The sequence below is a fragment of the Thalassospira sp. ER-Se-21-Dark genome (assembly GCF_017922435.1).
Lineage (GTDB): Bacteria > Pseudomonadota > Alphaproteobacteria > Rhodospirillales > Thalassospiraceae > Thalassospira.
On the sequence record NZ_VDEZ01000001.1, the window covers coordinates 367,892 to 381,244 of the forward strand.

A 13,353-nucleotide genomic window follows, 5' to 3' on the forward strand; every position below is an offset into this window, starting at 1 on the left:
TTGGGCAGGGTCCGCAGCCTTCAGGAGAAACGCCATGAGTCACCTGTTAGACAGACTGAACTTCTTCCAGAACAAGGAATTGGAGAGGTTCTCAAACGACCACGGTCAGGTCACCCGCGAAAATCGCGACTGGGAAGATACCTATCGCAACCGCTGGCGCCACGACAAAATCGTTCGTTCGACACACGGTGTGAACTGTACCGGTTCTTGCAGTTGGAAAATCTATGTGAAATCCGGGATCGTCACCTGGGAAACCCAGCAGACCGATTACCCGCGCACCCGTGCCGGACTGCCAAACCATGAACCGCGCGGCTGTGCACGCGGGGCAAGCTATAGCTGGTATCTCTATTCTGCCAACCGCGTCAAAAACCCGCTGATCCGTGGCAAGCTTTTGAAGCTTTGGCGCCGGATGCGTTCCACAATGAACCCGATCGAGGCATGGACAGCCATTCAAAACGATCCCGTTCTTCGGGAAAGTTATGTTGCAAGTCGCGGCAAAGGCGGGTTTGTTCGTGCGACCTGGGATGAGGCAACCGAACTGGTTGCGGCTGCAAACGCCTTTACGGCAAAAACATATGGTCCTGACCGTGTGTTTGGTTTCTCGCCCATTCCGGCGATGTCGATGATCAGTTATGCAGCGGGTTCACGCTATCTCAGCCTTCTGGGCGGTGTGTGCATGTCATTCTATGACTGGTATTGCGATTTGCCACCGGCATCGCCGATGACCTGGGGCGAACAGACCGACGTTCCGGAATCCGCAGACTGGTACAATGCCGGATATCTCATCCTTTGGGGATCGAACGTACCGCAAACCAGAACACCGGATGCGCATTTCTATACCGAGGCCCGGTATCGCGGAACCAAATCAGCGGTTATTTGCCCGGATTATTCCGAAGCTGCAAAGTTCGGCGATGTCTGGCTCAATGTTAAACAGGGTACGGATGCCGCATTGGCATTGGCGTTTGGCCATGTGATCCTGCGGGAATTCCATCTCGACCGTCAGACCGAATATTTCGAAGAGTATTGCCGTAAATATTCGGACTTCCCGATGCTGGTAAAACTCGATGAAAAGAATGGCTCGCTTATTCCGGGCCGGTTCCTGCGTGCCTCTGACCTGAGTGACAAGCTGGGCGAGGACAACAATCCAGACTGGAAAACCGTTGCGATTGACGACAACTCCGGCAGCCTTGTTGCTCCGAACGGGTCGATTGGCTATCGCTGGGGTGAAGCTGGTGAATGGAACCTGGAAGAAAGAGCCGCCGGTGCAGATACCAATCTCAAGACGTCGCTGATTCTTGAAGAAGATCATGATGAGATTGTCGGTGTCGACTTCCCGTATTTCGGCGGCGACACGTCGGAGCATTTCGCAACCGATGCCCAGCATCCCAATGTCCTGAACCGCAACATTCCGGTCAAACGCATCAAGACCGCCGATGGCGAGGTCATGGTCGCGACCGTATTTGACCTGTTCTGTGCCAACTATGGTCTTGATCGCGGGCTGGGTGGTGACTGGGTCACCAGTGACTATGCCGACGGCATGCCCGGAACCCCGGCATGGGCGGAAAAGATTACGGGTGTTCCAGCCGACAAGATCATTCATGTCGCCCGGGAATTTGCCGGAAATGCCGAAAAGACCAAAGGCAAATCAATGGTCATTATCGGCGCTGCGATGAACCACTGGTACCACATGGACATGAACTACCGTGGTGTCATCAACATGCTGGTCATGTGCGGCTGTGTTGGCCAATCGGGTGGCGGTTGGGCCCATTATGTCGGGCAGGAAAAACTCCGTCCGCAAACTGGCTGGCAACCGCTGGCGTTTGCTCTTGATTGGGGACGTCCGCCTCGGCACATGAATTCCACCAGTGCCTGGTATGCCCATACCGATCAGTGGCGTTATGAGACCCTTACGGCCAAAGAAATCCTGTCTCCGACCGCCCCGGATGGCGACTGGGACGTTTCAATGATCGACTACAATATCCGTGCCGAACGGATGGGCTGGTTGCCATCAGCCCCACAGCTCAAGACCAATCCACTGGATGTTGCAAAGGCAGCCAAAGAAGCCGGCAAGGAAATTCCGGCATATGTCGCCGAAAAACTGACATCTGGCGACCTGGAAATGTCGTGTGAAGACCCGGATGATCCCAAGAACTGGCCACGCAACCTGTTTGTCTGGCGTTCCAACTTGTTGGGGTCTTCCGGCAAGGGTCACGAATATTTCCTCAAACACCTTCTTGGTACCGATCATGGTGTCATGGGCAAGGATTTGGGCGAAGAAGGCCATCAACTGCCCAAGGAAGCCAAATGGCATGAAGAAGGCCCACGTGGAAAACTTGATCTTCTGGTCTGCATTGATTTCCGGATGAGCACCACCGCAGTCTATTCCGATGTCGTTCTGCCAACCGCAAGCTGGTATGAAAAGAACGATCTGAACACGTCAGACATGCACCCGTTCATCCACCCGCTTCAGGCGGCTGTTAACCCGGCCTATGAAAGCAAGTCTGATTGGGAAATCTTCAAGGCCATTGCCAAGAAATTCCAGGAAATCGTTCCGGGATATCTTGGCAAGGAAACCGACATTGTCGCTCTGCCGATCCTTCATGACACCCCGGGTGAACTCGCCCAGGATCAGGTCAGAGACTGGAAGAAGGGTGAATGCGAACTTATTCCCGGCAAGACTGCGCCAAACTATATCGCCGTCGAGCGCGATTACACCGCAATCCATGATCGCTTTACCGCACTTGGCCCGTTGCTCGACAAACTGGGCAATGGCGGCAAGGGGATCAACTGGAAGACCGAGGTCGAGGTTCAGCATCTTCGTGATTTGAACGGTGTGTGGCAGGAAGGATCTGCCAAGGGCTGTGCGAAGATCGATACCGATATCGATGCCACTGAAGTGGTTCTGATGCTCGCACCTGAAACCAATGGTGAGGTTGCGGTCAAGGCCTGGGATGCACTTGGCAAGATCACAGGACGGGAACACACCCATCTCGCCCTTCCCAAGGAAGATGAAAAAATCCGCTTCCGCGATATTGCCGCCCAGCCGCGCAAGATCATTTCTTCGCCGACCTGGTCGGGCCTTGAGTCCGAGCATGTCTGTTACAACGCGGGCTATACCAACGTTCACGAACTGATCCCATGGCGAACCCTGACAGGGCGTCAGCAACTTTATCAGGATCACCTGTGGATGCGGGCCTTTGGCGAAGGGTTTGTTTCCTATCGTCCGCCGGTTGACCTCAAAACCATTACCGAGGAAATCAACGACGAAGCCCGCGACGGTATGCCGCATGTGGTGCTGAACTTCATCACACCGCACCAGAAATGGGGCATCCATTCGACCTATAGCGACAACCTGTTGATGCTGACACTTAACCGTGGTGGTCCGGTGATCTGGATCAGCGAAAACGACGCAAAACGCGCCGGGATCGTCGATAATGACTGGGTGGAACTTTACAACACCAACGGTGCCCTGACCGCCCGCGCAGTCGTTTCCCAGCGCATCAAGGATGGTACGACCTTCATGTACCATGCGCAGGAAAAGATCGTGAATACGCCCGGCTCCGAAAAGACCGGCAAACGCGGCGGCATTCATAACTCTGTCACCCGCACGACACTTAAACCCACACACATGATTGGGGGCTATGCCCAGCAATCATACGGTTTCAACTACTACGGAACCGTGGGTGCCAACCGTGATGAGTTCGTCATTGTCCGCAAAATGCAGAAGGTCGACTGGCTCGACGATGAAGCAAACGACAAGGAGGTCGGGAAATGAGAGTCCGCGCACAAATCGGCATGGTGCTGAACCTCGACAAATGCATTGGGTGCCATACCTGTTCGGTAACTTGCAAAAACGTCTGGACCAGCCGTGATGGTGTTGAATACGCTTGGTTCAACAACGTCGAAACCAAACCTGGCACCGGCTATCCGACCGACTGGGAAAACCAGAACCGCTGGAATGGTGGTTGGGAACGCACCAAGTCGGGCAAGCTGCAGCCCAAACAGGGATCGAAATGGCGGATCCTGGCAAACATCTTTGCCAACCCGGATCTGCCGGAAATCGACGACTATTACGAACCGTTCGATTTCGATTACGATCACCTGAAATCTGCCCCGGAAGTGAAAGCCTTTCCAACGGCCCGTCCGCGTTCGCGCATTTCTGGCGAACGGATGGAAAAAATCGAAAAAGGCCCGAACTGGGAAGAAATTCTTGGCGGTGAGTTTTCGAAACGCTCGGAAGACTACAACTTCGAAGGCATCCAGAAAGATATTTACGGCGAATACGAAAATACATTCATGATGTATTTGCCGCGTCTGTGCGAACACTGCCTGAACCCGGCATGTGCCGCAAGTTGCCCATCTGGGGCGATTTATAAACGTGAAGAAGACGGCATTGTCCTGATCGATCAGGAAAAATGCCGGGGATGGCGCATGTGCGTATCGGGCTGCCCGTACAAGAAGGTTTATTACAACTGGTCAACGGGCAAATCGGAAAAATGTACGCTGTGCTATCCGCGCATTGAATCAGGTAATCCGACGGTCTGTTCGGAAACCTGTGTCGGGCGTATCCGCTATATCGGTGTCATGCTTTATGATGCTGACAAGATCGAAGCCGCGGCCAATGCCGAAGAAACCACCGATCTTTATGATGCCCAGCTTGGTGTGTTCCTTGATCCGAAAGATCCGGAAGTTATCGCGGCGGCCCGTGCCGACGGTATTCCGGAAGACTGGATCAAGGCCGCCCAGGACAGCCCGATCTGGAAAATGGCGATGGAGTGGAAAGTTGCCTTCCCGCTGCATCCGGAATACCGCACCCTTCCGATGGTTTGGTATATCCCGCCGCTTTCCCCGATCCAGAATGCTGCCGAAGCCGGTGCAATCGGCATGGACGGGGCAATGCCCGATGTCCGCAACCTTCGCATTCCTTTGAAATACCTTGCCAATATGCTGACAGCTGGCGACGAGGAGCCAGTGGCACATGCTCTCGAACGGATGTTGGCCATGCGGGCCTATATGCGGTCGAAAACCGTCGATGGTGTCATTGATGAGACAGTCGCCAAGCGCGTCGGTCTTGATGGTGCAACCATCGAGGACATGTACAAAATCATGGCGCTTGCCGATTACGAAGACCGGTTCGTCATCCCGACCACCCATCGCGAACAGGTCGAGGAAGCCTATGACCTGCGTGGCGGCGAAGGGTTCACCAACTGCAACGGTTGTTCTTCGGGCATCAGTCAGGGGTCCCTGTTTGGTGGCAGCAAGAAGCCTCTGAAAATGCCAGAGGAGGTACGCTGATGGACCGCACACTCAAATCGTTCTCGCTTCTGCTGAGCTATCCGACAACAGAACTGCAAGAAGCCATGCCTGAAATCGGTGGTGTTCTGGCATCGGACACCCGCCTGACAGCGGCGGCGCGTCGCGATCTGCGACCGCTGGTCGAGGCCATGTCAAACGATGACATCTACGATCTTCAGGAACGTTTCGTCATGCTGTTTGATCGTTCGCGCAGCCTGTCACTTAACCTGTTCGAGCATGTTCACGGCGAAAGCCGCGACCGTGGTGGTGCCATGGTCAGCCTGCTTGAAACATATCGGGCTGGCGGCTTTGAACCGGCAACAACGGAGCTTCCAGACCATCTTCCTGTGCTGCTGGAATTCCTGTCGACCCGGCCGCGTGCAGAGGTGCAGGACACATTGGCTGACGCAGCACACATCTTTGAGGCAATCCGCGCCCGTCTTGAAAATCGCGAAAGCCCCTATCAGGCGGTGTTTTCCGCCTTGCAGCAACTGGCCAATGTCACGGCTGACGCCAATGCCGTTGCCGAACTCCTTGAACAACCCGAAGACGACCCCAATGACCTCGAGGCCCTCGACGAAGTCTGGGAGGAAAGCGAGGTCACGTTCGGGCCGGACCCGAATGCCGGTTGTCCGCAGGTGCGTGACATTCTGTCGCGTATTGATCAACCCGCTGGACCGGTACCGCCGGCAGCAGCAGAGTAAAGGAGGCCCAAATGCATAACTTCCTTTTCGGGATCTATCCCTATATCGCGCTATCGGTCCTGATTATCGGCTCTATCGCCCGATATGAACGTGATCCCTTTACCTGGAAAACATCATCAAGTCAGCTTCTCCGTCGCAGGCAATTGATGCTGGGCTCCGTTCTGTTCCATGTCGGTGTTCTGGTCATTTTCTTTGGCCATCTGGTCGGACTTTTGACGCCAATCTGGATTTTTGATGCCCTTGGGATCACTCATGGTGCCAAACAGACCCTGGCAGTTGTGGCCGGTGGCATTGCCGGTGTCATGGCCCTGATTGGCGGCCTGATGCTGTTCCATCGCCGGATGACCGATCCGCGTATCCGCAAAACGTCAAGCTTTGCCGATATAGGCATTCTGGCCCTGTTGCTGGCACAGCTTGTTCTTGGGATCGGCACCATCTTTGTGTCGCTTGAACATCTCGACGGGTATGAAATGACCAAGTTCATGGCTTGGGCTCAGGGAATTTTCACCTTCCAGTCTGATGCGGCAAGCCACATTACCGATGTGGCCTGGATATTCAAACTGCATCTGGTTCTGGGCCTGACGATTTTCCTGGTGTTCCCGTTCACGCGCCTTGTGCACATGCTGTCAGTTCCAGTGCGGTATTTCTTGCGTCCGGGGTATCAGATTGTCCGGTCACGCCGCACCAGACCTTTGTCACATCGATAATGGACAGTCGGCGCATTCATGCGCCGACGACTTCCTGCAAACAAAGGACAAAGCGCTATGAATACGCAAATGTTTCCCGATCTCGTCATCAATGGCGAAACCATTCCGCAAACAGCGGTTGCTGCGGAATTGCAAAACCACACAGCGTCAAAGGACAATTTTGCCGACGCTTTGCGTAACGCGGCAAATGCACTGGTCATCCGTACCCTGTTGCTTCAGGAAGCGCGCAAAAACGGTATTGAAGCAGTCCCGCAGGAAGTTTCACCAAACCGGATTGAAACCAACGAAGAGGCCATGATCCGCGCATTGCTTGAAGCAGAAATCGATATCATTCCCCCAAGCGAAGACGCCATTCGTGCCGAATGGCAAAAGGATCCTGAACGGTTTCGCTCGATGCCGTTGTGGGAAGTGTCCCACATTCTGTGCAAATGCGATCCGAATGACGCCGTGGAAAGAGAACTGGCCCTCAGACGGGCAAACGATATCCTCAGCGAACTTCGCAAAGGTGGGCAATCGTTTGAAAATATTGCACGCACGCAAAGCGACTGTGGATCGCGTTCAGCAGGCGGATCGCTTGGTCAGTTGAGCCCCGGCGACACGGTGCCGGAATTTGAAGCCTCTCTTCGCCAGCTTTCTGAGGGCGAAATCGCGCCCGAGCCTGTACTGAGCAGATATGGCTATCACGTCCTCCGGCTAGACGCACTGGCAGAGGGGCATCCACTGCCGTTCGAGACCGTGAAACCAAAAATCTCCGAAGCGATGGAAAAAGCCCAATGGGCCCGCAAGGCAAAGGCGTTTGTCGACGGCCTTATTGCGTCCTCCTCCATCACCGGAGCCGACCTTGGACGCGGGACCAACAATACGAAACCCAATTAGGCGCGCGGTTTTAGCGCATATAACCCACAACCGGTGTGAGGTTTCCATGCTTGAAAACCTTTTGGAACGAAACAGGCTCTGGTCGCGATCGAGGCAAGACGAAGAACCTGGATATTTTTCCAGACTGGCAAGCCACCAGGCGCCAGAGTTTTTCTGGATCGGATGTTCAGACAGCCGGGTACCGGCCAACGTTGTTGCCGGGCTTGATCCCGGAGAAGTTTTTGTTCACCGCAACGTTGCAAACGTGGTGCATTCATCAGACCTGAACCTTCTGTCTGCGCTGGAGTTTGCCGTTGAAACCCTGAAGGTCCGCGAGATTATCGTTTGCGGTCACTACGGTTGTGGCGGTGTGAGAGCAGCGACGGAGGACCTTCCCCATGGCTTGGCCGATCACTGGCTTGAACCAATCCGTCGTCAAGCCCGCTATCATGCCCGTGCACTTGACCAGCACAGTGACATCGAGGTGCGGCGTGACAGGCTCGCGGAGCTCAATGTGATTGAGGGTGTCAGCCGGGTGGCCGAAACCCCGATCATGCGGCGTGCCTGGCGCGCTGGCGCAGAAATCAAAATTCATGGCCTGATTTATAGCCTGAAAGACGGCCTTCTGCGTGACCTTGGATGCACGATCCGTCGATCGGATTTTCCCAATTCCGAGGAACAGGCTTCCTGACTCAGGTGAGCTATTCCCCGACGAAACGAAACAAGGAATACCAAGATGAAAATCGCATACACGATGGCAGCGGGTAGAGGCGACACAGACTTGCTTTTGTCGCGCGTTGCCCGGCGCCTCTTGGACAAGGGCTTGCGCGTTTGCGGAACAGTCCAGATCAATTCAGAACGGGAAATGGACGATCCGTGCGATATGGATGTCAAGGTACTGCCGGATGGTCCGGTTATTCGCATTTCTCAGGCACTGGGCAAACATTCACGCGGCTGCCGCCTCGATACAAGCGCACTGGAAGATGCTGTTGGCTTCGTCACCCAGGAGCTTCAAAAAGGTGCCGATGTTCTCGTTATCAACAAATTCGGCAAGCACGAAGCCGAAGGGCGCGGTTTTAGGGATGTCATTGCCGATGCTTTGGTAAAGGACATCACAGTATTGGTCGGCCTGAACCAGCTAAACCTCGAAGCATTCAAGGAATTTGCCGGAGGTCTGGAAATCGCCTTGCCTCCAAAAGAAAACGATCTTTTTGATTGGCTTGAGGAGAATTGTGCGTTGGTCCAGCCAGCCTAGCACGCTCATTAACCCAAACTATGACAATCAAATAGCTGCACCGACGCATATATGCGTTGGGCTCAGGCCGCATAAATTTTTCAGAAAAAATTGTCAGGTGCCACAAAAGGTGACATCCGACCTCTCGCGAAATCAATGCCTTAGCATTTCCGATTGTCAGATAAGTTGTCATCGATTGTCACAAAAGCTGACAAAAAGCTGCAGAATTGACAGAAAAGCTGACATTTTTCTGATTGGCTTGAATACTGCTCCAACGGAGGGGTGTAAGCACTATGGGCTAAAAGCTACCGCAAATTGTCCGTCCATCATCACACATATATAACGGCAATTATCTTGTCGAAACGAGCTCCCTAAAGCTTTTCGACCAAGATCGAGCCAAAATCACTGCAAGACAGTGTCCCGCCAAGGTCAGTTGTTCGCGTGTTCGGATTTTTGAACATTTCAGCGATTACCAGATCGAGACAGTTGGCAGCCTGCTGCAAATCGTTGCGTCCGGCTTTTACTCCCTTCCACTCCAGAAGCAATGCAGTCGACAGCAAAAGCGATACGGGGTTGGCGATATTCTTGCCTGCAATATCCGGCGCGGAACCATGCGACGCCTGCGCAATCGCATTTTCATCGCCAACATTAAGTGATCCGGAAAGACCAAGCCCGCCTGCAAGCTCGGCCGCCTCGTTTGAAAGGATATCGCCGAACATATTGGTGGTGACAATCACATCAAACGCGTCAGGGGTTCTGACCAGAAGTGACGCCATGGCATCAACATGTTCTTCACGAACCTCAAGCCCGCCTTGCTTTGCGGCTGCTTTTTCTGCTTCGTACAGGAAAAGACCGTCGCTCAACTTCAAAACGTTGGCTTTATGCACGATGGTCAAGTGCCCCCGGCGTTTCGCGGCAAGTCGCGCCGCATAGGCGGCAACACGGTAACTGCCCTGACGTGTTACCTTGCGCGTGGCAAGCGCAAGATCAGGCGTCGGCATCACCTCGCCAGTTCCGGCATACATTGTGCGATCTGCATAAAAACCTTCTGTGTTTTCACGCACAATCACCAAATCCATGTTCGCAACAGCCGACGGAAGGCCCTCAAACACCTTTGAAGGCCTTACATTGGCATACAAATCCAGATTGATGCGCAGTGCCGCCGATGGGTTGATCCCGCCCTGATCCGCCGGTGGGTAATGCGCAGTATCAACCGGTCCGAGAATAGCCAAACCGGCTTTCCGCACACGTTCGATCAGTTCTGGCGTAATGGTGGCGCCATGCTTTTCAAGCGACGTAAATCCGACGTCTTCGTTGCTAAATTCAAGTCCCAGGGAAAACGAACGGTCCAATGCCTCCAGCACTTTGCGCGTGACAGACGTAATTTCCGGCCCGATCCCATCGCCCGGCATCAATACAACATCCATCAACCCGCAACCTCCGTCAGAATATTTTCAGGGACAAGTACCCTGCCTTCAAACAACCGGCGCGCTGTGCGGATCACACCACCCGATATCACTGAAAGATTTGGCCCAGACCCTTCGATGGTGAGTTCCACGGCAATCACGCCACTTGGATGTTCGATCTGGATCCATTGCTGCGGCTGAGCCTTAAGCTCAATCATACCATCAACGATGCTTCCCGAAAGTGACGCGCAACTGGCAACACATATCGCCCCGGTCACCGCATGGGTTGCATGGCAATTATGCGGCACAAAGTAACGTGATGTAATGTCACCGCCTTTTGTCGGTTCCGACAAAATAGCCATTTTGGGGACGACCTTACCAGTACAGTCGCCCAGTCCCATCAATTCCGATGCCTTGCGACGCACGGCTTCCATCTGGGCAATCAGTTCCGCATTGCCGTCAAGCTGTGCCTTGGTTTCGTTCCCCTTAATCCCAAGATCACGGGCCCGAAACATCACCATTGGCACCGCGACATCAATACAAGTCACTTCAAGCCCGTCGATATAGTTGATCGGTTTGCCGGTCGGCAAAAGCCGTCCGGTTTTGCTGCCCATGATATCCTTGAACCGCAATATCAAGGGCGACGCAGTACCAGGTACGCCATCAATCGCAGCATCACCGCTATAGGTCACCTTACCGCCCGGCGTGGCAACCAGCACGTCCACCAATGCACCGACATTTTGGTTGTAAATCCGCACCAAGGTTTGATCCCCCGTAACCGGCACCAAACCAGCCTCGATCGCGAATGGTGCAACGGCGGCAGTCATGTTTCCGCAATTCGGATTGACATCAACCTCGGCCTTGTCAATGGCGACCTGCGCGAACAGGAACTCGACATCGGCGTCCGGTCGGCTGGATGGCGCAACAATGCACGATTTGCTGGTTAACGTATCGGCACCGCCAATACCGTCAATCTGACGTTTGTCGGGCGACCCCATTGCCGCAAGCAAAAGGCGATCGCGCATTGCGACATCTTCGGGCAAATCACTGGCCAAAAAGATCGGCCCCTTGGAAGTGCCGCCACGCATGATCACACAGGGAACGGCATGTTGGTCATTCACAATCATGGTATTTTTCATGTCGATCACCCCAGCGGCCAGGGAAGTTCAATCAGGTCCTGAAGCATCCCTGCCGGGAAATCGAGAACCAGCGACCATGCAAGAATGCAAAGCCCGATAACCGCCAACCCGGTCAAAAGCAGTGTCAAAAGCCAGGACGCGTTGGCCTTGATCCGGAGGAAGGCAATAAAGAAGCCGGTAATTGCAATCAGGAACCCAAACACCGCCGTTCCGACCACCAAGCCTGCAACCCACAGCACGTAGTGCCAAAGACCGGCGGTTGGTTTCACATCCTGATGATCAAGATCATATTCATGGTCGAAATTGGCGGCATGTGAGGCGGGTGATGACACCAGCTGCCAAATCAGGATGGCCGACGCGATCAACATCACAACCGACACAGCACCGGTAAAGACGCTGCCAAGGAAGGAATGCTGGGTTGCATCCCAAATGCCAAAAGCAAAGAAGGCAAAAAGTCCGCCAGCAAACATGATTTGCGGCCAGCGTTTCGGATTATGCGAATGGTTGCTTTCTTCTTCTTCAACCGGGTTTGCCGGGTGTTTGCGCATGCCCATCAGAACCGAAATGATGGTCAGGGCTGCGATAATCAGCACACCAGGGCGTGTCAAAAATTCCCAATTGTAGAATTGCAACGCCTGATAAAGGTAAGTCTCGGTATTGGAAGCAAGGACAAAGCCGATCAAAAATGCCGGACGCGGCCAGCCAAAGCGCTTCATCAGCACACCAAGAACACCAAGCACCAACAACGCAATCATGTCTGACAGCGAACGCGTTGCCTGAAACGCGGCAAAGCAGATCACTGTAATCATGAACGGTGCAAGATAGCCGTATTTGATGGTCGTCAGACGGGATACAAACGGTGAAATCAGCAACGCGCCACCGGCACCAACCACGTTGGCAATCGCAAGCGACCAGATAATCGTGTAGGTGATATCAAGGTCACGCCCGACCATTGCAGGGCCGGCTTCAAGACCAATCAGCACCATCCCGCCAAGGAAAACAGCCATGCTGCCCGAACCGGGAATACCAAACAGCAAGGTCGGGACAAGCCCACCGCCTTCCTTGGCATTATTGGCACTTTCCGGCGCCAGAACACCTCGAATGTCGCCCTTGCCAAACTGGGATTTGTCTTTTGCAGTCTGGACGACATGACCATAGGCAATCCAGTCGACGACACTTCCGCCAAGACCGGGCAAAGCGCCAACGATACTGCCAAGACCGGCGCAACGCAGGCAAAGCCATTTGTGACGTATCATATCGCGAACACCGTCCCGCCATCCCAGGCCAAGCGTGCCCTTGTCTGAAATAGATCGATTTTGCCGGCAAAGATCGATGATTTCAGGAAACGCGAACATGCCCAGACCGACGATGACAAGCGGCAGGCCATCCATCAAATAAACGGAGTCAAAACTCATGCGGAGTTCGCCGGTCGCGGGTGCCGCGCCAAGTGCGCCCAACAACAAACCAAGGCCCGCAGCAATAACGCCCTTTGGCAGGCTCTGACCGGCAAGAACGCCAACCATCGACAAACCAAGAACAGCCAGCATGAACAGCTCGGCCGAGCCAAATGCCAGAATAAGAGGCCGTGCAATCACAACGAAGCCGGTAAGGATAACGGCCCCAACCAGACCACCGACCAATGATGCCGAAAATGCAGCGCCCAGCGCCCGGGCACCATGGCCCTTTTTCGCCAATGGAAATCCATCAAGAACGGTTGCCTGTGATGCACTTGATCCCGGTATCCCCATAAGGACCGAAGTGAAGGTGTCCGAGGTTGGGATAACCGCGACAAGACCGATCAGCATGGCAAGGGCCGAGATTTGATCCATGCCATAGATGAAGGGCAACAGAAGAGACAGCCCGACAATTCCACCCAAACCGGGCAAAATACCAACAACCATGCCCATTCCAACACCTAGCAAAAGATAGATCAGATGGGTTGGTTGCGCGAAATGAGCCAGCGCGGTCATCATTGCATCAAGCATTTGGAAACTCCGTCAAAAGACAAAGTTC

The 13,353-nt window shown here is 54.0% G+C and carries 10 protein-coding genes; 7 read left to right on the forward strand and 3 right to left on the reverse strand.

The features are described from left to right. Positions 1–34 precede the first annotated feature (34 nt). From FHI25_RS01640 to FHI25_RS01670, 7 genes are read left to right on the forward strand one after another with little or no spacing between them, the layout of a single operon-like run. Positions 35–3,775 (forward strand): nitrate reductase subunit alpha, encoded by a 3,741-nt coding sequence (locus FHI25_RS01640; RefSeq protein WP_210514412.1) that lies wholly within the window; start codon positions 35–37, stop codon positions 3,773–3,775. Then, a complete protein-coding gene (gene narH / locus FHI25_RS01645) occupies positions 3,772–5,295 on the forward strand; it encodes a nitrate reductase subunit beta (RefSeq protein ID WP_210514414.1) in 1,524 nt (507 codons plus the stop codon). The genes FHI25_RS01640 and narH overlap by 4 nt, the downstream gene beginning before the upstream one ends. Further along, positions 5,295–5,999 carry a nitrate reductase molybdenum cofactor assembly chaperone gene (narJ, locus tag FHI25_RS01650; RefSeq protein ID WP_064779675.1) on the forward strand — a complete coding sequence of 235 codons (705 nt, stop codon included), beginning with the start codon at positions 5,295–5,297 and terminating at the stop codon, positions 5,997–5,999. The genes narH and narJ overlap by 1 nt, the downstream gene beginning before the upstream one ends. Before the next feature lie 11 nt (positions 6,000–6,010). Next, positions 6,011–6,706 (forward strand): respiratory nitrate reductase subunit gamma, encoded by a 696-nt coding sequence (gene narI / locus FHI25_RS01655; RefSeq protein WP_210514416.1) that lies wholly within the window; start codon positions 6,011–6,013, stop codon positions 6,704–6,706. Between the two features lie 57 nt (positions 6,707–6,763). Further along, the gene (locus FHI25_RS01660) at positions 6,764–7,582 is read left to right on the forward strand and encodes a peptidylprolyl isomerase (RefSeq protein ID WP_210514418.1); all 819 of its coding nucleotides are present in this window, start codon (positions 6,764–6,766) and stop codon (positions 7,580–7,582) included. A 46-nt stretch (positions 7,583–7,628) separates the two neighbouring features. After that, complete coding sequence (locus FHI25_RS01665) at positions 7,629–8,252, forward strand: carbonic anhydrase (protein WP_210514420.1); 624 nt, start codon at positions 7,629–7,631, stop codon at positions 8,250–8,252. A 45-nt stretch (positions 8,253–8,297) separates the two neighbouring features. Continuing rightward, positions 8,298–8,816, forward strand: a complete 519-nt coding sequence (locus tag FHI25_RS01670; protein WP_210514422.1) for a DUF2478 domain-containing protein — start codon at positions 8,298–8,300, stop codon at positions 8,814–8,816. A 350-nt stretch (positions 8,817–9,166) separates the two neighbouring features. Here FHI25_RS01670 and FHI25_RS01675 read toward each other — a convergent pair whose 3' ends face one another. The 3 genes from FHI25_RS01675 to FHI25_RS01685 are packed head-to-tail and all read right to left on the reverse strand — an operon-like array spanning position 9,167 to position 13,325. Next, positions 9,167–10,222 carry an isocitrate/isopropylmalate family dehydrogenase gene (locus FHI25_RS01675; RefSeq protein WP_210514424.1) on the reverse strand — a complete coding sequence of 352 codons (1,056 nt, stop codon included), beginning with the start codon at positions 10,220–10,222 and terminating at the stop codon, positions 9,167–9,169. Beyond that, complete coding sequence (locus FHI25_RS01680) at positions 10,222–11,340, reverse strand: 4-oxalomesaconate tautomerase (protein ID WP_246878857.1); 1,119 nt, start codon at positions 11,338–11,340, stop codon at positions 10,222–10,224. The genes FHI25_RS01675 and FHI25_RS01680 overlap by 1 nt, the downstream gene beginning before the upstream one ends. Before the next feature lie 5 nt (positions 11,341–11,345). Beyond that, a complete protein-coding gene (locus tag FHI25_RS01685) occupies positions 11,346–13,325 on the reverse strand; it encodes a tripartite tricarboxylate transporter permease (RefSeq protein WP_210514426.1) in 1,980 nt (659 codons plus the stop codon). Between the last annotated feature and the right edge of the window lie 28 nt (positions 13,326–13,353).